We start from the raw sequence: 18,977 nt of genomic DNA, 5'->3' as shown, positions 1-18,977 counted from the left end.
ACCGCGCGCTGCCGTCAGCGCGGCAGCGTCAGGTTCAGCAAGCCCATGCGGTGCAGCTTCGCCAGCGTCTTGAGCGTCTCCAACTCGCGCGCGGGGCTGGCCAGCACCAGCGTGGACACGTCCCAGGTGCCGCTGACGAGCCCGGCGATCTGCCGCTCCTCCGGCTTGAGCATCACCATGGCCTGGGGCGCCTGCACCAGCTGCGGCACCACCAGCGGCGGCAGGTCCGCGTAGAGCGCGGCCACGTGCTCGCGCTGCACCAGGCGCGCGAACTCGCGCACGCGCCGGTCCGCCGGGTCGCTGGCCAGCAGTGACGAGCACACGATGCCGGCCGCGTCGTACTGACCCTCGCGCATCAGCACCGCGCCCTTCTCCAGCATCTCCGCCACCGGATCCGCTTCCACCTGCGGCGCGCCGTCCACCTCCACCAGCTTCGCGCGCAGCAGCTCGTGCACCCGCCGCGTCACCGACGAGCGCGACACGCCCATGGACAGCCGCAGCCGGCCCAGGTTCTGCGGCGTCGTCGTCAGGCCCAGGATGATCCGGTGCATCAGCGGCTGGCTGGGGCTGGGCGGCGACAGCGCGCGCACGCTCATCGCGTCGATGGGCAGCGCCCTGTCCACGTCCGCCTGCTCATCCACCCAGCGCAGGGATTCAAAGAGCAGCTCGCGGATGCTCATGTCGGACGGCACCCAGTCCTCGCCGGTGCGGTCCGCGTCCTCCGTCCAGTGGAACGTGCCCCGCCCCGCGATGGTCAGGTCCGTCATCGCCGCGAACAGCTCCTCGCGGCCCAGGTCGCGCACCCACCGCGCCTGCACCCCGTGCGCGTCGAAGGCCGCGTCCACGTCCGGCGTGCGCGTCAATTCGTCGAACGCCGCCAGCACCCGCTGCCCCTGGGCCAGCTTCGGCAGGGACAACAGGCGGGCCACGCGGCCGCGCAAGCCGTCGCTCGCGGTGGCCCCCACCTGGCCGGACAGGAGGAACAACTTGCGCTCGCCCGCTTCCCACGACAGCTGCAACGTCCCCGTCTTGCGGGAGCTGTCCAGCCATTGGAGGAATTCGGGCAGCGGGTAGCTGAAGAGGTCGCCGTGGATGGCCATGCGTGTCGGATTCGAGGATACAGTTCCGCGCCGTGCGCGTCGCGGTCCTGTTCATCGACGGGGTGGGCGTCGGGCGGAATGACCCGGCGGTGAACCCCCTGTCGGGCCGGGACCACCTGCTGTCCTGGTTCCAGGACGCCCCCGCACCCACCCTGCCCCACGGCGGCTTCGGCCTCCCGGTGGACACCACCTTCGGCGTCCCTGGCCGCCCCCAGTCCGCCTCCAACCAGACGGCCATCCTCACCGGGGACCCCGCCCCCGCCCTCGTGGGGGGCCACGTGCTGGGCTACCCCAACGCCGCCCTGCGAGACCTGATGGCGGAGCGCTCCATCGTGCGCCGCCTCAAGGCGCAGGGCCGCACCGCCACCTTCGCCAACGCCTACCCCGCGCCCTACCTGGACGCGCTCGGCATCTCCCGGCGCCCCTCCACCTCCCCGCCGGAGTTCACCCTGCCCCCGCGCACCGCGCGCAAGGTGCGCGCGTCGGCCGCCAAGCTCGCCTTCGCCGCGGGCGGTGAGCTGCTGCGCACCCTGGACGACGCCCGCGCGGACGACGGCCTCACCCACGACATCACCGGCGCGCAGGCCCGCGCCCACGGCCTGTCCGTCCCCACCCGCACCCCGGAAGAGGCCGCCGCCCTCTTCTGGCGCATCGCCGGAGGCGCGGACTTCACCTTCTTCGAGCACTACCTGGCGGACGAGGCCGGCCACGCCCAGGACTTCACCGCCGCGAGAGCCGCGCTGGACACGTTCGATGCGTTCACCCGCGCCGTCGCCGCCACCCGCCCCGCCGACGCGCGCGTGTTGGTGTGCAGTGACCACGGCAACGTGGAGGACCTGTCGGTTCGCGGACACACCGTGCACCCGGTGCCCATGCTCTACTTCGGGCCCTCCGCCCCGGAGGTAGCGTCCTTCACCACCGTCGCGGACGTGGGACGCGCCGTGATGCGCTGGCTTGGGGCCAACTGAGGGGCTCGGGATGCGGGTGGGCGGTACCGGTGGACGCGGGAGCATCATCGTCGTGGCGCTGGCCCTGCTGTCGGCGTGCGCGTCCATGCACAAGCCCCCCGTGGACCCGGACGCCTCGCTGGAGCTGCCCGGCGGTCGGTTCCACTTCGCCCATGGCCCCAGGGAAGCCCAGGCCGCGGACATGGTGCGCCGGGCCGTGGAGCACGCCGGGCCCCGGCTCGCCCGCTGGGGCGCCTTCCACGAGCCCGTCACCCTGGTCATCCACCCCACCCACGCCGCCCTGGAGCGCGCCGCCAACCGCCCCGACCACGACTTCCTGCGCGCCTGGGCCCGCTTTGAACAGGTGGAGGTCCAGAGCCCCCGCACGTGGACGCGCTCCGGGGCCTCCCAGAAGCAGGTGGACGAGCTGCTCCTGCACGAGCTCACCCACAGCCTCATGTACCAGGTGTCCGCCAGCCGCATGACCTGGACGAAGAAGGGCATCCCCCTGTGGTTTAGCGAAGGCATGGCCTCCTACACCGCGGGCCAGGGCTACCGCGTCCCCAGCCTGGAGGACCTGTCCCGCTTCCTCCACGAACACCCCCAGGCCGACCCGCTCGCACGCGCGGAGTCCCTCTACGAGTCCGAGAACGCCACCGTCTACGGCGCCGCCCACCACGCCTTCACCTTCCTCATGGCCCGCTACGGTGAGGTGCGCGTCCGCGACACCTTCCACGCCATGCAACGGGGTCAGGACTTTCCCCCGGCCTTCCAGGAAGCCATGGGAATCCCCGTGGAGGCCTTCCTGCGCGACTTCCGCCGCTACGTGTACCTGCGTGGCTTCAAGGGTGGGCGGCTCGCACCGGCAGTGCCTGCCGTGGACCGCTCGCGCGGCGAGAACCGGGGGCTTCCCTGGATTCCTTTGTTCTCCAAACCATTGCCCCCGCCTTGAGGCCCGCCAGACACAACTCTGGAGGGCACAAGCCCGAAAAGATGAAGACGCCCGCGATGCGCGGGCCGTCGGAGGATTCCCCCCGTGAGTGACTCCAAGATCAACCGCCCGACCCGCGCCCAGGCCCCCGCCACGGCGTCCACCACGGTCGACGCCGACAAGGTGCTCGCCCAGCAGAAGGCGGCCGCCGCCAGGGCCGCCGCCGCCCGCCGGAACACGTCCGCCTTCGAAGCCACCCCGACCGCGAGTGCGAAGGGCCCGGTCGCGGGGTCTGGCACCCTGGCCCGCTCCGGCAACACGGAGGCCCTGCTGGGCGCCTCTCCCACGGCCCCGGTGCGTCCGGGCGCCTCGGTGGAGAAGCCCGTCACCCGCACCATCACGTTCACGTACGACGCGGGCCCGCACAACCAGCTCACCCACCCGAAGCTCAAGGGCAGCTGGGACGCGGACGGCCGCTTCAGCGCGCAGTGGAGCGGCGGCGGCATCCCCATGAAGCCCCTGGGCAATGGCAAGTACGAGGCGACCGTGAAGGTCGCGGACGACGGCCTCGCGCGCAACTGGGAGTGGGGCGTCAGCGTGGACGGCCCGTCCGGCAAGGACCAGTGGGCGGTGATGGGCGAGGGCAACCTCAAGTTGGACTTGTCCAAGCCCACCGCGTCCTATTCGCCCACGACGTACCACCAGATGGGCGCGCAGCGCTCCGGCCAGGACGTGTCCTTCAAGTTCTGGGCGCCGGACGCGCGCGCGGTGCAGGTGAAGGTCACCGACAAGCAGGGGCAGCAGCAGCGCATCCCGCTCACGCGCGACGAGGGCGGCAACTGGACCGCCCAGGCGAAGGGCGCCTGGAGCCAGTTGGAGGGCAAGTCCTACGTCTATGAAGTCGTGGACTCCACGGGCGCCACCAGCGACCGGCCGGACCCGTACGCGCGCCGGATGATGGGCGAGCAGCGCGGCCTGGACCGGCTCTTCCTGGACCCCATGCGCGGCCAGGAGGTGAACCGCTACTTCCCCGGCGCCACCGAGCTGATGCGCTTCGACGTGGACGACGCCGAGGACGCGGACAGCGCGTACCTGGTCCTCAAGGACGGCGACGGCAACCCGCTCGACAAGGCGCAGCTCCAGGAGCGCCTGGGCACGTTCGACGAGACGCTCGTCGACAAGCTCCGGGGCGGCGCGGCGAACAGCGACTTCTGGTCGCGCAACGTCACGGACGACGGCCGCATCAAGATGAAGAACCAGGGCGGCGCGTGGACCGCGCTCGTCAATGATCCGTCGAAGCTCGAGGGCCTGCGCTACGAGTTCCAGGTGTTCGACAAGGACGCGCAGGGCAAGCTGCACCTGCGCGACGACGTGAACAGCGACGGGAAGCTGTCCCAGGCGGAGCGCATCGCCTCGTCGGAGAACGACCCCTGGAGCGACCTCATCACCGTGGGCAGCGGCGTGGACTTCCGCGGCTCCATCTTCACGGACCCCACGACGTTCCAGTTCAAGAACGACAACGTGCCCCGTGAGAAGGACCCGTCCAAGTGGACGGTGTACCAGCTGCACGCGGGCAGCTTCCTGGGCCAGGCGGGCAACGCCAACCGCTCCACCATGGAGGACCTGCTCAAGAAGCTGGATTACTTCAAGGAGCTGGGCGTCACCACGCTGGAGCTGCTGCCCACGAACGAGGTGGAGGGCAGCCGCAACTGGGGCTACCTGGGCGTCAACAGCCTCGCGGCGGAGAGCTCGCTCGGCTTCGAGGACGACACGGGCCAGTGGGTGGAGGGCGACGAGGCCCTCAAGCGCTTCATCGACGCGGCCCACGGCAAGGGCCTCAACGTGGTGTCGGACGTCGTCTACAACCACGTCTTCGGCGACCACAACGGCCTGTGGAACGTGGGCGGCCCCAGCAACCCGTACTTCAACTGGTCCAAGGAGCCGGGCAAGTTCGAGCAGCGCGACACGGCCTGGGGCGCCGTCCCCGCGTACAACACGCCGCAGGTGAAGCAGCTCTTCATCGACCACGCCGTGCAGCAGGTGCAGGAGCTGAAGTTCGACGGCCTGAGATTCGACTTCACGGAGCCCATCAAGGGCACGGGCGGCAAGGACGGCTGGGAGATGCTCCGGGAGATCAACCGCCAGGTGCACTTCGTCAACCCGGACGTGTGGACCGTGGCGGAGCAGTTCGACTACGACCCCTCCATCTCCCGCCCCGCGCAGGCGGACGGCACCGGCGGCGGCTTCGACGCGCAGTGGTACACGGAGTTCCAGCACCGGCTGGTCAACGACAACAGCAAGCCGGGCCTGGTGCAGGCGGCCGCGCGCGGGCTGAAGACGGACATGGACGCGTTCGTCAACCTCATGACGGCGCCGCGCGGGCTGGACAGCTGGCAGAAGGCGCTGTCCATCATCTCCAACCACGACGAGGTGGGGAACGCCCAGCGCACGATGAACACCGCGGAGGGTGAGAACGCCACCGACTTCCCGGACCAGTGGACGCGCGGCGCCGCGCGCTTCACCGGCGGCATGGGCATGGCCGGCCCCGGCATCCCGATGTTCTTCCAGGGTGACGAGTTCGGCGCGCAGAACGACTTCCGCTGGGGCAACCCCTCCACCTGGGACAGCGACTGGAGCTGGCAGGACGTGGGCAAGGGCGTGGACTTCGGCAAGGTCACGTTCAACGACGCGACGAAGGCCACCTACGAGCGCCTCTTCACGCTCTCCCCCGACGCGCAGGCGAAGGACGCTGCCTACAAGGCCTTCTCCGCGGACGACCGGAAGCTCTTCAAGGAGATCTCCAGCCTGCCCGCCTCCGAGCGCAAGGACGCGATGCTGGACGTCACCCGCCGGCAGAGCTTCAACTTCTACAAGGACGCCATCGGCCTGCGCAACAGCAGCCCGGCCTTCAGCGCGGCGGCGGAGGTCAAGCGCGTCTACACCCACAACGACGACAGCGTGCTGGCCTTCACGCGCAAGTCGGGCAACGAGGAGTTCCTCGTGGTGGGCAGCCTCAACAAGAAGAACCTGGACGGCTACACCCTGCCGCTGCCTCCCGGGCAGTGGAAGGAAGTGCTCAACAGCGACGCGGGCGCGTACGGCGGTGGCAACTTCGGCAACTTCGGCGCCACGCTGAACGGCGGGAACACCAAGGTGAACATCCCCGCCGCCGGCTACGTGGTGATGAAGCGGGTCGGCTAGCCCCCGCGCTTCGCCTCCGGTCCGGTCGCCGCCTGCTTCGGGGCGGCCGGGCTGGGGAGCAGGGGCGGCCGGTCCTTGCCCTCCATGGCCCGCTGGAGCTCCAGCTCCTGGAGCAGCACCGCGGGCGCCACGGTGGACACCGGCACGTTGCCGCTCTCCGCGCCGCAGAAGCCGTTGAACACGCCCAGGCGCTGGCCCGTGGCGAGGATGCGGTTCACCGACGACAGCGGCGTGCCGACAATCTCCACGCCCCGCACCAGCGTCTCCTCCCCCGTCTTCACGTCCACGCGGTACACCATGCGCGGCACGCCCTTGAAGGCCTGGTAGCCGTAGCTGGACGTGTTGGTGTTGCCGCCGGTGATGTCGCGGATGATGAGCCCGTATGGCTTGCCCTGCCGCTTCGCCTCCGCGACGAGCATCTTCTTCAGCTCCGCGTCGCTCACCTGCTTCGTGCTGTCCACCAGCAGGTTGCCCATGCGCGCCACCGGCTGGAGCGTGCCCTGGCCGCGCCCGTGGCCGTTGGACTTCGCGAAGCCCTCCACCGGGTGGCGGCTCATCAGGTAGCCCTTGAGCACGCCCTTCTCCACCAGCGTCACCGGCTGCGCCTTCACGCCCTCCTCGTCGTAGAGGTAGTAGCCGTTGAGCGGCTCGCCGTTCACCTCCCGCCTGGAGGGATCATCCCGCAGCGACAGGAAGGACGGGAGGATCTGCTTGCCCTCCTGGCCCTTGAACGTCTTGCCGTCGCTGTCGCCGTCCTGGCGCTCCGCCTCCAGCCGGTGGCCCAGCGTCTCGTGGAAGAGCACGCCCGCGGCCTCCGGCGCCAGGATGGCGGGCCCCGCGTACGGGACGATGGCGGGCGCCTGCCGCAGCGCGAGCAGTTCGTCGATGACCTTCTGCGCCGCCGTGTGCACCTTCGCCGCGTCCGGCATGCCGGCCTCCGTGGGCAGGTAGAAGGTGCGCGAGTTGTCCAGGAGCTGTCCGTCCGGCGCGCGCGTCACCGCGGAGACGTGCAGCGCGTACAGCGTCTCCTCCGTGATGAGCTTCGTGCCCTCGGAGGAGACGAACAGCCGCGTCGCCTTGTCCGCGGTGATGCGCACCTCCGAGTCGAACAGCTCCGGGTGGTGGTTGAAGCGCGCGGACACGTCGCGGGCCAGCTTGCGCCACTTCTCGCGATCAAACGGGAAGGCCACCGGCGGCTGCACGTAGGTGGAGGGCGTCTCGCGGGAGAAGGACGCCGCGCGCTTGGGGTCCTCCACCGCGTAGACGTCCTCGCCCTTCTTCTTCAGGAACTGGAAGAGCGCGGCCTTGTACTTCTCGTCGGTGACGAGCCACAGCGCGGTGCGCAGCGCCAGCGGGGACGCGTCCAGCGGCCCCTCCTTGCGCGCGGTGAAGCTCGCGCCCTTGCTGGTGCTGAAGCCGAAGTCGAGCGAGTCCGCGACGGAGCTGTCGAAGTCGTAGCTGCCCACGCGCACGTCCACGCCCAGCTTGCGCTCGCGGTAGTCGTCGTCCTGGAACACCGCGCCGTAGCGCGCGACGAGCAGCCGCGACTCGTAGTCCTTCACCAGGTAGCTGATGAAGTACGGCGCTTCGTGGCCGGTCACCTTCAGCTGCTGCTGGTTGCGCGTCAGCTCCGTGGACATCGCCTCCAGCAGCTGGGAGCGCGGATCCGGCGCGGGCGCCGCGCCCATCAACAGGGACGCGGCCACGAACAGCGGGAACAGGGGACGGGAGGCTCTGGGCACGGCGCGCACTGTAGCCAAAAAAGGACGAGGGCCCTCCCCTCACGCGCAGCCCCTCCCGGCGGCGCGTGAAGCGAGGACCCTCTCGCCTGGAAGCTGTACCTTCCAGCCCTACGCCTTGATGATCTTCTCGCGTCCCTCCGTGACGGCCTTCGTCGCGTTGCGCGTGTCGATGACGATGTTCGAGCGCTGGACCAGCTCGTTGTAGTCGATGTGCGAGTGGTCGGTCAGGATGATGACCGCGTCGTACTGGCCCAGGGTCTCCGCATCCAGGGGGACGGACTTCATCTCCATGTTGAAGCCGTGGCCCTTGTGCAGCTCCTTCACGAACGGGTCGTGGTAGCTGATGTCCGCGCCCTTCTCCTTCAGGAGCGTCATCACGCGCAGCGACGGGGACTCACGGAAGTCGTCGATGTCCTTCTTGTACGCCGCGCCCAGGCAGAGGACCTTCGCGCCGTTGAGGACCTTCTTGCCCGCGTTGAGCGCCTCCATCGTGCGCTGCACCACGTAGTACGGCATCTGCCAGTTCACCTCGCCGGCCAGCTCGATGAACTTGGTGTGGAACTCGAACTCGCGCGCCTTCCACGTCAGGTAGAACGGGTCGATGGGGATGCAGTGCCCGCCCAGGCCGGGGCCCGGGTAGAACGGCTGGAAGCCGAAGGGCTTCGTGCTGGCGGCCTGGATGACCTCCCAGACGTCCACGTTCATGCGGTCGCAGAGCATCTTCATCTCGTTGACCATCGCGATGTTCACGCAGCGGTAGATGTTCTCCAGCAGCTTGGAGAGCTCCGCCACGCGCGTGGAGGACACCGGGACGACCTCCTTCAGCGCGCTGCCGTAGAGCGCCACCGCGACTTCAAGGCACGCGGGCGAGTAGCCGCCGACGACCTTCGGGATCGTCTTGGTGTTGAAGCCCTTGTTGCCCGGGTCCTCGCGCTCCGGGCTGAAGGCCAGGAAGAAGTCCACGCCCGCCTTGAGGCCGCCCTTCTCCAGCAGGGGCTTGAGGATCTCCTCGGTGGTGCCCGGGTAGGTGGTGGACTCCAGGATGAAGAGCTGGCCGGGACGCACGTACGGCGCCAGCGCCTCGCCCGTGGCGATGATGAAGCTCATGTCCGGCTCACGCGACGCGGTCAGCGGCGTGGGCACGCAGATGATGACGCAGTCCAGCTCACGCGACTTGGCGAACTCGTTGCTCGCCGTGAGCTTTCCCGCCTGGGTGAGCTTCGCCAGCGGCTCGCTGGGGATGTGCTTGATGTAGCTCTCACCCTTCGTGATCTTCTCAATCTTGCGCTGATCCACGTCCAGGCCGGTCACCATGAAGCCGGCGTCCGCGAACGCCATGCCCAGGGGAAGACCGACATAACCGAGCCCCACCACGCCCACCTTCGCCTCCCGATTGCTGATCCGCTCCAGCAAGGGGTTGCCAACCATCACGCGCATTGTCGTTACTCCCAGCAATTGACAGGCGGCCTCGCCGGCTCACCTGTCCCGACCCACACCGTTCACCTGAAGACGAACACCCACCCCAGCCTCGCCGGAGGCGTCTGCTGCCTCCGGAACTCCACCGACACCGACGACACCACCCGCCCATACCCGGGCGAGTACTTCGACGGCACGAGCGAGGTCTCCAACCCCCGCTCCAGCAGCACCCAACCCACGGGCGCCCGCGCCGGTCCAATCTCGACAGCCCGTGCCTCGAAGGATTGAGGTCCTTCCTGCACGCGCTGGGCCCGCGCCAGCACCGCCGCGTCGGGCTCGCACCACCGCGCCTGCCCATCGGGCAGATGCAAACGTCCCACCACTTCATGACGGCCCGTACCGATGAGCCGGTCTCCCACGGCCAGCGCGCGAACGTGCCGGTCCAGGAGGAAGGTCCTCTCAATGCCTACCGGCGACGCCAGGTGGCGGTAGCCGTCGTGGCGCACCACCAGCCGGTCATGCCGCGCGCCGGGCTGGAAGGCCACGACGCGAGCCCGTGCGTCCTCCGGCAGCGCGAACAACCGCGCCGGATCCAGCGGGGCCTGTTCGGCCCCATCCACCTGAAGCGTGTTGTGCGCCGCGGTGCTCCGCATCGCGTTGCGCAGCGCCGGATCCCGCGTGTACGAACCGGTTCCCGGGTCGACGATGACGGGGCGGCCGTCGACATGGAGCTCGAAGGAAAGCTTGTCGTTGTGGCTGTGTCCCCCGACGCCCCGTTGCCCTTGTTTTCCGGCCGAGACAGTGAGCACGACCCCAGCGCCGCGCAAGGTGTGAAATCCACCTTCCGGGAAGCTCACCGACACGGGCGCCGGCGCCACGGGCAGCGCGAGGAAACGCGTCAGGCCCGCGCTGCCCAGCAGCCACGCCGCCTCGTCCGGGAACACGCCGCCGGACAGCCCCGCGTCGTTGAAGAGCGCCGCGCCCAGGCCGGACAGATAGCCCTGCTCGCGATCATCCCGGTCCTGGAAGGGAAACACGCGGCCCGAATCATTGTCGCCCACCTGCGGCGCCAGGCCCGCTTCGGAAGACCACGCGCGCGACGCGACATACATCAATCGCAGACGCGCCTCGTACGCCGGCCCCAGGGACACGCCCGCGCCGCGCGCGACCACGAAGGCCAGCGTGAACAGCTCCACCGACAGGCGGTGGTAGGGAATGGAGCCCTCGAAGGACGTGCCCTCCGGATGCACCTGCGCGTCCATCTGCGCGCGCAGCCCGTTCACGGCGAGCGCCACCTGACGGGGCGCGCCCGGCAGCTCCGGGAACAGCAGGCCCACCACGGCCAGCCCGACGTGGTTGGACACCAGGTGGTTGTTGGGCACCGCGCCGTGGTCCTCCAGGTGGGCCTCCACCCACGCGCAGTGCTCCGCGAGCGCCCCCAGCACGGGCACCAGGAACTCCGGGCGGCGCACCCGCGGCGCGTCCGCGAACATCACCAGCGCCTGCGCGACGTTGGCCGCGCGCAGGGCAATCTCCATGGGGCACGTCCAGTGGACGCCCATGCCCACGGGGTTCGCCTGGAGGAAGTCCAGCGTCTGCGCGACGAACGCCGTCGCCAGCCGCGAGCGCTCCTCGGCGGAGTCCGTCACCCACGCGCCCTGGGCCAGCGCCACCACGCTGTCGAGCCGGCCCATCACCCAGGGGTACTTCGGATCCATGCCCGGCACGAGCAGCCGCAGCGACTCCACGGCCTCCACGGGATAGCGCTCACCGCTCAGCGGATCCAACGACCAGTCCACCGGGCGGCCCTCGCCGAAGGACACCGGCGTGCCGAAGACGTTCCACTCCTGCTTGAGCGCCTGCGCCGCGCGGGCCTGCGTGCGCTCCTGCGCGCCCGGCAGCTTCGCGATGGCGGCGCGCACGGACTCGCGCTGGGACACCTCGCACCAGGCGCGCGAGGAGCGGTGATCCAGCGCCAGCGACACCAGCTCCTCGGCCCGGGTGGCACCGAAGGACTCCAGCAACTGGGCCTCGTCCACCTGCTCGCGACGGCGGTAGAGCGCCTGCCGCGCGACACCCTGGACACGGCGGACCGCGCTCTTCGCCAGGGCCCCTGGCGCCATCCGAGCAATCGCCGCGTAGTACTCGAGAGTTCCCATCCGCCCCTTCCGGACCGCCTGACGAGGAGGGCTGATAGCAAGGGCCCGGCCAAAACCTTTTCCCAATGGGAGCAAGGGGTTGGCGCAGGTGGGGCACCCGAACGGCGGTAAAAATGTCCGCTTCTGCCGATCACGTTGGAGAAAGGATTGCCGACCCGCGGCGCGCGAAGTTCCCAGCACGGGAACCCGTTGCGCCTCCACCGGGGCATGGCCATTCCTTGGCGCGTGCGGGCTGGGGCTTGGATGGGGCGGCGCATCGAGGACGACCTCGATGCCAGGGTGGAAACGACGCTGACGGCGGTGGCCGAGCAGGCGCTGCGCAAGGGAACGCGCGCGGGCCTGGAGGCCCTCCTGAAGGCGACATTGCGGCTGACCGGCGCTACCGGCGCGGCCCTCTACGAAGGACGGGCGTGCGTGATGAAGGTGGGGCGTCCCCCCGCGCATCACGACGCGACAACGAAGCCGGGCGCGCGAAACGCCGCCCTCCACATCTGGCCGGCGCCGCTGACGACGTCCCAGCGCCACGTGGTCGCGCGCTTCAATGCGTTCGCCCCCGCGCTGCTCAAGGCGCACGCGCGGGAGGTGGCCCAGGGCGAGCGGCAGGCGCGCCTGCTTGAAGCGAAGCTGCGCCTGGAGCGCACGGTGGTGACGCTGGAGAAGCGTCGCTCCCGCGCGGCGCATGACCTGCGCACGCCCCTGATGGTCATCCGGGGCTACGTGGACATGATGCTCAAGGGCACCGCGGGGCCGCTCAACGCGCAGATGCAGCGCTACCTGGAGCGGCTGGCGAAGTCCGGCACGGAGCAGAAGGAGCTCATCGACCGGCGGCTGTCACCCCTGGCCCCGGGCCTGGACGACCTGCGCCCCGTGCTGGAGCGCGCCTTCGCGCCCACGCCCGGGCGCCGCCGGGGGCCGCCCCTGCTGACGCTGCCGGCGCAGCAGCCGGTGAGCGTCAAGGGCGCCCGCGCGGACTGGGAGCTGCTCACCCGCACCGTGGCCCGGAGCACCGCCAACGCCGTGGCCGTGGACGTCCACCTGGGCCCCGCGCCGGACGCGTCCCAGTGGCAGCTGCGGGTCCAGGCCTGTCCGGGCACGCCCCTGCCCCCGCGCACCGAGTCCGTGCTGCGCCACCTGGCAGGGCGCCTGGGAGGCACGCTGGCCGTGCAGCGGGAGCCCCGGCTCGAAATCACCCTGCGCTGTCCGCGGGATGAGGTCTTCGCCGTGCCTGCCCACCGCTAAGCGTGCGGGATTGCAGGGAGACGTCAGGGCTTCGCACGAAAGGTAGGCAGAGGTCGCAACTCGCCTACCCGTGACTGCGATAAAAGGGAAAGCTGTATTTCTTCCTACCCTCGAAGGCCTCCCCCATGAAGCTCTCCCGGAACTCGAGCGTCCGCTCCACGAAGTCCGACTCGGCGCCGTCGTCCCCGCCTCCGCGCCGCAGCAACTCCGTGGATTCGAAGCCGAACACGACGACGACGTCGTCCCCGACGCGGCCCACGCGCTCGAACTCGGCGCCCCCGCCCGCGCGGCCGCAGCCCGCGGACGTGACGGGCGGCCCGTCGCGCACGCGTCCGCGCGACCCGGACGGCGCCGCGCGGGTGAATGGCCCGGACGCGGCCCCGGTGAAGAAGCCCACGACCAACAGCGAGATCCGCAACTGGTACAACCAGAAGGTCGCCAGCATCCCCGCGAACGACGCGAAGCTCGCGGCGCAGGGCGCGTCCCTGGAGGACCGCGCGAAGGCGGCGGTGAAGATCCGCCACGAGGCCCGCCTGGAGGCGCGCAGCTTCATGAGCAACCCGCTCGAAGTCATGATGCTCAAGGCGCGTGACTTCTTCACCTACGGCCGGCTGGACGGGCCCTCCTTCGACCAGCTGGTCAAGGGCGCCAAGGCGAAGGGGTTGACTGGGGACGACGTCTACCAGAGCCTTATCGACAGCTCGAAGCGCACCAACCAGACCGTGAACAACCACTTCGCCAATCCGCAGGCCAAGCTATGAACGGTGAGCAACTCCTGAAGCAGAAGCTGGAATGGGTGAAGACGACGGACGTGCTGCACCCGCTGCGCGCCAAGGCGGACGGGCAGGAGCTGCGCATCCGCATCGGCGACTTCCCCGAGGAGTCCATGTACACGCTGCTCGTCGGGGAGCAGGAGGTCGCGCAGTTCGACGACTGGCCCAAGGCCTGGAGCCGTCCGTCGAAGTGACGTGTCCGCCCCCCCGGGCCGTACCGACGCCCTGTCCCAACGCTCGCGCGGGGACGGGGCGTCGTCTTTCGTGCCCGCCCCGCGCGCGGGCGGTCAGCCCGAGGTCGGCAGCAGCTGCCGCACCAGGTCCAGCAGCTTGCCGCGCTCCACCTCGCGCTTGACGAGGTAGCCGTCCGCGCCGGCCTCCAGGCCCTCCATCCGGTCCTCCTGGCTGTCCAGCGACGTCACCAGGATGATGGGCGTGCGGCGGAACATGGGGTGCCTCTTCATCCGCCGCGCCAGGCCCACGCCGTCCAGCCGGGGCATCTGCCAGTCGCTGACGACGAGCTGGCAGTGGACGCGGTCCAGCACGGACCAGGCCTCCTCGCCGTCCGCCGCCGTCACCACCGGGTAGCCGGCGATCTCCAGCAGCGACTTCATCGCGAAGCGCGTCGTGAGCGAGTCGTCGCACACCAGGATGCGCGGCATCTTCGTCTCGCCCACGGCCGAGCGCATGTCCGGCTTCGCCGCGCGCAAGAGCTCCAGCGCGTTGAGCACCGGCACCACGCGGCCGTCGTCCAGCACCGCCGCGCCCGCCAGGTGGGGGACGCCCTGCAGGTGCTTGCCCAGCGCCCGGACGACCAGCTCCTGCTGCCCCACCACCTCGTCGATGGCGTACAGCACGCGCTCGTCCCCCAGCGCCAGCAGCACCGCCGTCTGCCGCCGCCCGGACTCCAGCGCCAGCTCCAGGCGGGGCAACCCGATGGCCTCCGACAGCGTCAGGAACGTGAGCTGTTCGCCATCCAGCCGCGCCACCACGCGTCCGGCCACCGTGCCGATGTCGTCCCGGTCCAGCCGCAGCACCCGCTTCACGGTGTCGGAGGGGATCGCGGTGATGGTGTTGCCGGTGCGCACCAGCAGGCCCAGCGCGGCCGCCAGCGTGAGCGGCAGGTCCACGATGAAGCGCGTGCCCTTGCCCGGCGTGTACTCCACGTCCGCGGAGCCCTGGAGCCGCTGCGCGGTGGCCAGCACCACGTCCAGGCCCACGCCACGGCCCGACGTGGACGTCACCTCGTCGCGCGTGGAGAAGCCCGGCTGGAAGATGAGCCGCGCGGCCTGCGCGTCCGTCAGCTTGTCCGCCGCCTCCTGGTTCATCAGGCCCCGGCGCACCGCCGTCGCGCGCACGCGCACCGGATCCAGGCCCGCCCCGTCGTCCTCCACGATGACGCCAATGCGGGTGCCGCGCGCCTCCACGCGCACGGTCAGCCGGCCCGAATCCGGCTTGCCCGCCGCGCGCCGCGCCGCCGGCATCTCCAGCCCGTGGTCGATGGCGTTGCGCACCAGGTGCACGAGCGGATCCTTCAGCGCGTCCACGATGCGCCGGTCCAACCGCACGTCGGTGCCGCCCAGCTCCAGCACCACCTCCTTGCCCAGCCGCGACGCCGTCTCGCGCACGGTGCGCCGCAGGGGCTCCAGCACCTGCGAGGCCGGCACCATGCGCAGGTCGCGCAGGTCGTCGCGCACCACCTGCGCCACCAGCGCGTGCTGCTCGCCGTCGCGGTGCGCCTCCTTCGCCTGCTCCAGGAGGCGCTTCTGCATCTGGCGCATCAGGTTCACGCCCGTGCGCAGCTGCTCCAGCGCCGTCCCCCCGCCGGACAGCGCGAGCTGCGAGGCGACGCGCTCCAGGTGCAGCAGCACCTCATGCGCCTGATCCGTCAGCGCGCGGTAGCCCTCCGTGCGCCGGCCCTGCTGCGCGCGGCCCGCCACCAGGTGCTCCACCTGGAGCGCGAGCGAGTCCAGCGTCTTCACCGACACGCGCACCGCGCGGTCCACCGCCCCGCCCCGCGCCTCGGACGCCGCCGTCGCGCGCGCCGCGGGCTTCGGCACCACCGGCGTCGCCATGGGCGCGGGAGCCGAGGACGGGGCCTCGCCCGGGTCCTCCGACAGGCCCAGCGCCACCCGCAGGTCCACCAGCGCGCCCGCCACCTCCGACGCCGCCTGCCCCGCCGCGTCCCCGCCCTCCTCCATGCGCGTGAAGCCCAGCGCCGCGGCCTCCGCCAGCGACGCCACCTGCTCCGCCTGCGCGGCCTCCGCGCTCTGGCGCAGGGCGTGCGCCCGCTCCACCGCCGCGCGCACCGCGCCCGCCCGGTCCTCCACCTTGGGAGACACCAGCCGGCCCAGCGCGGCCTCCAGCGCGGAGAGGATCTTCAAGCCCTCCGAACCCAGCGCGCCGGAGTCCGGGCCGTCGTCCGACGCCGCCGTCGCCGCGTCGCCATGGCCCAGGGCCTGGAGCAGCGCCTGGACGCCGTCCACCACGGGCTGCTCCCCCGCATCGCCCCGGTTGAGGGCGTTCTCGATGGCGGACAGGCCCCGCAGCATCGCCTCCACGGCGGTGCGGGAGATGGGCTCCTCCACGTTGACGTGCGACAGCCCGTCCTCGATGGCGTGGACGATGCGTTCGATGTCGTCGAGTCCCAGGCTGGCCGCGGAGCCCTTGAGGCTGTGCACCACGCGCTTGAGCGACGGCAGGAGGTCCGGCTCGCGAGCGGTGGCCGGCTGCTCCAGCCCCAGCACCTTCGACCCGATGGCTTGAATCTGCTCCCGCGTCTCCGCGGCGAACACCGGCCAGATGCTGCGCAACAACTGCGGATCCATGAAACCCCAGTCCCCTCTAGCCGCGTCGAGCGGCCGCCGGGTTGCCCAGCTGTGTCAGGTCCAGCACCGTGAGCCGGTCCGGCGTCAGGAACAGGAACGGGCCCGGCGGCGGCTGGGACAGCTCCGCGCGCGGCAGCTCCTTGCGTCCATCCACCACTTCCGCCGCCAGGCCGAACGCCTCGTCCTCCACCTCCACCACCAGCACCTTGCTGAGGTCGGACATGCCGCCGCCCTCCAGCCCCAGCAGCTGCCGCAGGTCCAACACCGGCACGATGCGCGAGCGGCTCACCAGCGCCCCCAGCACGTGACGCGGCGCCCCAGGCAGCGCGCACATGCCGCGCGCCTCCAGCACGTGGTCCACCATTTCGATGCGCACCGCGTACCGCTCGCCGCCCACCTGGAAGGCCAGCACCGTGACGACCTCCTGGCGCGTCTCGTGACGCGAGTTGGCCAGCGCCACCGCGCGCGTGTGCAGCACCTCGCGCCGCCTGTGGGCGCTCACCACCTGGCCCCCCTCGAGCAGCATCTGCGCCGCGTCGAGCGAAGCCTTCAGCTCCTCGAAGTCGATGGGCTGGAAATTGGGGTCGTCGGCTGGCATCGCTTTAGTACTTGGTGGCCGGCAGCTTGAGGAAGTCCCGCACCTTCGAGCGCAGATCATCCACCGAAACCGGCTTGTTGAGGAACGCGCTCGCGCCCACGAGCTTGCCCTTCTGCCGGCTCGCGTCGTCCTTCAGGGACGTGAGCAGCAGGAAGGGCGTTTCGCTCAGCTTCGGGTCGCTGCGGATGGCGGCGCACAGCGCGAAGCCGTCCATCTCCGGCATCTGCACGTCGGAGATGATGAGGTCCGGCTTCTGCTCGCGCGCCCGCTTGAGCCCCACCGCGCCGTTGGGCGCGTCCACGAAGTCCAGCCCCCAGCCCATCAGGTACACCTGGAGGAGGTTGGTGATGGTCTTCGTGTCCTCCACGATGAGCACCTTTGCGGCCTTCTTGGCCCCGCCCGTCACGTTGCTGTTCATAGCTGGTACCTGCCCACTAGATCCGAGAAGCGCTTCGACAAGGTGGAGAGGTTGCCGGCCACCTGTTCGATGCGCCGGGTGCCCTCCACCGAATCACTCATGGCGGAAGTCAGTTCGCCCATCGCCGTGGCGATCTGCTCCACCCCGATGGTCTGCTGCCGCGTGTTGCCGGCGATCTGCCGCGCGGCGCCCGAGGACTCCCGGATGACCTCCGACAGTCCCAGGATGGTGTTGCCAGCGCTGCGCGCCAGCTCCATCGCGGCCTGTGCCCGCCTGCTGCCTTCGTCCGTCGTCGTCACCGCCACGCGGGTGCCCTTCTGCACCTCGCCCAGCAGCACGCGCACCTGTTCGGCCGCCATGCGGGACTGCTCCGCCAGCGTGCGCATCTCCGTGGCCACCACCGCGAAGCCGCGGCCGTGCTCGCCCGCCTTCGCCGCCTCGATGGAGGCGTTGAGGGCCAGCAGGTTGGACTGCTCCGCCACGTCCTTCACCTGCCCGATGATGTCGCTGATCTGCAGCGTGCGCTCGTTCAGGTCGGTGATGGCCAGGGCGATGGCCTTCACCTGCTCGCCCAGCTTCTCCATGCCCGTCACGCTCTCCGTGACGACCTTCTGGCCCTCCGCGCTGAGCGACTCCGACTTCTGCGTCTGGGCGATGACCGCGTCCGCGTAGGACGTGGCCTGCTTGGACGTCTGGGCGATCTCCGCCACGGTGGTGCTGGTCTCGTTGATGGCGGACGCCTGCTGGTGCGCCATCGCGGACTGCTGCGTGGACGTGGCCAGCACGTTCGCCGCCTCGAACTCCAGGTCCGTCGCCGCGCCCCGCAGGTCATGGAGCAGGTGCGCCAGCGCGTCCGCCATGGTGGCGAAGCTGCGCGCCAGCTCGCCAATCTCGTCCGTCCCGGCGGTGTCGATCTGCTGGCGCAGGTCCCCCGCCGCGATGCCCACCGCCGCGCGGGCCAGCCGCTCCAGCGGCACGATGAAGAGGCCCGCCATGCCGGCCGCCGCCAGCAGGCCCACCACCAGCACCAGCAGGCCGATGCCCGCCGTGCGCCAGGTGCTCGAGGAGAGCGACGCCACCAGCGCCGCGCGGTCCACCGCCAGTTGCACGGTGCCCACGCGCAGGGCCGTGGCCCCCGGCCGGGCGAAGAGGACGGGCGCCGTCGTCTCCACCACGGGCAGCGTGCCCACGGTCAGCTGGCGGTCCACCGCCGCGTCGCCGTCCGCCGGCTCCACCGCCGTGGCGCTCGCGAAGCTTTCGCCCGACGCGCGCGCCAGCACCTTGCCGGACGCGTCCCGCACGACGATGTACGCGACGTCCGGCATGCTCTTGAGGGCCATGTCGGTGGCCTGCTGCAGCGCCGCCGCGTCCTGGGCGGCGGTGGGCGCGGCCACGTTGAACGCCATGGCCAGCCCCACCGCGCGCGAGCGCTTGGTGAGTTCGTCCAGCAGGCCGTCACTCATCTGCATCCAGAACGCGAAGGTCAGGATGCCGACCAGCACGATGCCGAACATGCCCGTGCCGACGAGGATCTTCGTCCGCAGGCTGAGCCGCGCCGAGTCCAGCCCTTCGGGCAGCGCCACCTTCATCCCTTGCACTTCCACGTTGTCTCCACCTCACGTCCG

Annotated in this window: 14 protein-coding genes; 6 read left to right on the top strand and 8 right to left on the bottom strand. The window is 70.6% G+C overall.

Annotation, left to right across the window (positions count from 1 at the left end):
- Positions 1–14 precede the first annotated feature (14 nt).
- Complete coding sequence (locus tag OV207_RS23550) at positions 15–1,100, bottom strand: DUF4388 domain-containing protein (RefSeq protein ID WP_193429804.1); 1,086 nt, start codon at positions 1,098–1,100, stop codon at positions 15–17.
- A gap of 32 nt (positions 1,101–1,132) precedes the next feature.
- Here OV207_RS23550 and OV207_RS23545 point away from each other — a divergent pair, with 32 nt between their 5' ends.
- The 3 genes from OV207_RS23545 (at position 1,133) to OV207_RS23535 (ending at position 6,179) form a co-directional block, all read left to right on the top strand.
- Positions 1,133–2,068, top strand: coding sequence for a metalloenzyme (locus OV207_RS23545; RefSeq protein ID WP_267557392.1), 936 nt, complete (start codon positions 1,133–1,135; stop codon positions 2,066–2,068).
- 10 nt (positions 2,069–2,078) lie between these two features.
- The gene (locus OV207_RS23540) at positions 2,079–2,999 is read left to right on the top strand and encodes a hypothetical protein (RefSeq protein WP_267557389.1); all 921 of its coding nucleotides are present in this window, start codon (positions 2,079–2,081) and stop codon (positions 2,997–2,999) included.
- Positions 3,000–3,083: 84 nt separating this feature from the next.
- Positions 3,084–6,179, top strand: a complete 3,096-nt coding sequence (locus tag OV207_RS23535) for an alpha amylase C-terminal domain-containing protein (protein ID WP_267557387.1) — start codon at positions 3,084–3,086, stop codon at positions 6,177–6,179.
- Here OV207_RS23535 and OV207_RS23530 read toward each other — a convergent pair.
- From OV207_RS23530 to OV207_RS23520, 3 genes are all read right to left on the bottom strand, one after another.
- Positions 6,176–7,867: a TldD/PmbA family protein gene (locus OV207_RS23530; protein ID WP_193429908.1), complete on the bottom strand. Its 1,692-nt coding sequence runs from the start codon at positions 7,865–7,867 to the stop codon at positions 6,176–6,178. The genes OV207_RS23535 and OV207_RS23530 overlap by 4 nt on opposite strands.
- A gap of 162 nt (positions 7,868–8,029) precedes the next feature.
- On the bottom strand, positions 8,030–9,349 hold the full coding sequence (locus tag OV207_RS23525) for a nucleotide sugar dehydrogenase (protein ID WP_324291565.1): 1,320 nt from the start codon (positions 9,347–9,349) through the stop codon (positions 8,030–8,032).
- A 71-nt stretch (positions 9,350–9,420) separates the two neighbouring features.
- The gene (locus OV207_RS23520; protein WP_267557385.1) at positions 9,421–11,496 is read right to left on the bottom strand and encodes a heparinase II/III family protein; all 2,076 of its coding nucleotides are present in this window, start codon (positions 11,494–11,496) and stop codon (positions 9,421–9,423) included.
- Positions 11,497–11,775: 279 nt separating this feature from the next.
- Here OV207_RS23520 and OV207_RS23515 point away from each other — a divergent pair, with 279 nt between their 5' ends.
- The 3 genes from OV207_RS23515 (at position 11,776) to OV207_RS23505 (ending at position 13,702) form a co-directional block, all read left to right on the top strand.
- On the top strand, positions 11,776–12,735 hold the full coding sequence (locus OV207_RS23515) for a histidine kinase dimerization/phospho-acceptor domain-containing protein (protein WP_267557383.1): 960 nt from the start codon (positions 11,776–11,778) through the stop codon (positions 12,733–12,735).
- A 125-nt stretch (positions 12,736–12,860) separates the two neighbouring features.
- Positions 12,861–13,496 carry a hypothetical protein gene (locus OV207_RS23510; protein WP_267557376.1) on the top strand — a complete coding sequence of 212 codons (636 nt, stop codon included), beginning with the start codon at positions 12,861–12,863 and terminating at the stop codon, positions 13,494–13,496.
- Positions 13,493–13,702, top strand: a complete 210-nt coding sequence (locus tag OV207_RS23505) for a hypothetical protein (RefSeq protein ID WP_193429799.1) — start codon at positions 13,493–13,495, stop codon at positions 13,700–13,702. The genes OV207_RS23510 and OV207_RS23505 overlap by 4 nt, the downstream gene beginning before the upstream one ends.
- A gap of 93 nt (positions 13,703–13,795) precedes the next feature.
- Here OV207_RS23505 and OV207_RS23500 read toward each other — a convergent pair whose 3' ends face one another.
- From OV207_RS23500 to OV207_RS23485, 4 genes are read right to left on the bottom strand one after another with little or no spacing between them, the layout of a single operon-like run.
- A complete protein-coding gene (locus OV207_RS23500) occupies positions 13,796–16,336 on the bottom strand; it encodes a hybrid sensor histidine kinase/response regulator (RefSeq protein ID WP_267557375.1) in 2,541 nt (846 codons plus the stop codon).
- A gap of 16 nt (positions 16,337–16,352) precedes the next feature.
- A complete protein-coding gene (locus tag OV207_RS23495; RefSeq protein ID WP_193429797.1) occupies positions 16,353–16,934 on the bottom strand; it encodes a chemotaxis protein CheW in 582 nt (193 codons plus the stop codon).
- A 4-nt stretch (positions 16,935–16,938) separates the two neighbouring features.
- The gene (locus OV207_RS23490) at positions 16,939–17,352 is read right to left on the bottom strand and encodes a response regulator (RefSeq protein ID WP_120531825.1); all 414 of its coding nucleotides are present in this window, start codon (positions 17,350–17,352) and stop codon (positions 16,939–16,941) included.
- Entirely contained in the window at positions 17,349–18,956 is a 1,608-nt protein-coding gene (locus OV207_RS23485) for a methyl-accepting chemotaxis protein (RefSeq protein WP_415835084.1), read from the bottom strand. The genes OV207_RS23490 and OV207_RS23485 overlap by 4 nt, the downstream gene beginning before the upstream one ends.
- Positions 18,957–18,977 lie beyond the last annotated feature (21 nt).

The sequence above is a fragment of the Corallococcus sp. BB11-1 genome (genome assembly GCF_026626625.1).
In the GTDB taxonomy this organism is placed as follows: domain Bacteria; phylum Myxococcota; class Myxococcia; order Myxococcales; family Myxococcaceae; genus Corallococcus; species Corallococcus soli.
Note: the sequence above shows the minus strand (reverse complement) of the source record. Positions and strands in the feature narration are given on the sequence as shown.

Excerpts from the sequence above, each read along its gene's own strand:
- OV207_RS23550 (WP_193429804.1), bottom strand. The coding sequence starts at position 1,100 with ATGGCCATCCACGGCGACCTCTTCAGCTACCCGCTGCCCGAATTCCTC.
- OV207_RS23540 (WP_267557389.1), top strand. The coding sequence starts at position 2,079 with ATGCGGGTGGGCGGTACCGGTGGACGCGGGAGCATCATCGTCGTGGCG.
- OV207_RS23530 (WP_193429908.1), bottom strand. The coding sequence starts at position 7,867 with ATGGGCGCGGCGCCCGCGCCGGATCCGCGCTCCCAGCTGCTGGAGGCG.
- OV207_RS23525 (WP_324291565.1), bottom strand. The coding sequence starts at position 9,349 with ATGGTTGGCAACCCCTTGCTGGAGCGGATCAGCAATCGGGAGGCGAAG.
- OV207_RS23520 (WP_267557385.1), bottom strand. The coding sequence starts at position 11,496 with ATGGGAACTCTCGAGTACTACGCGGCGATTGCTCGGATGGCGCCAGGG.
- OV207_RS23510 (WP_267557376.1), top strand. The coding sequence starts at position 12,861 with ATGAAGCTCTCCCGGAACTCGAGCGTCCGCTCCACGAAGTCCGACTCG.
- OV207_RS23505 (WP_193429799.1), top strand. The coding sequence starts at position 13,493 with ATGAACGGTGAGCAACTCCTGAAGCAGAAGCTGGAATGGGTGAAGACG.
- OV207_RS23500 (WP_267557375.1), bottom strand. The coding sequence starts at position 16,336 with ATGGATCCGCAGTTGTTGCGCAGCATCTGGCCGGTGTTCGCCGCGGAG.
- OV207_RS23495 (WP_193429797.1), bottom strand. The coding sequence starts at position 16,934 with ATGCCAGCCGACGACCCCAATTTCCAGCCCATCGACTTCGAGGAGCTG.
- OV207_RS23490 (WP_120531825.1), bottom strand. The coding sequence starts at position 17,352 with ATGAACAGCAACGTGACGGGCGGGGCCAAGAAGGCCGCAAAGGTGCTC.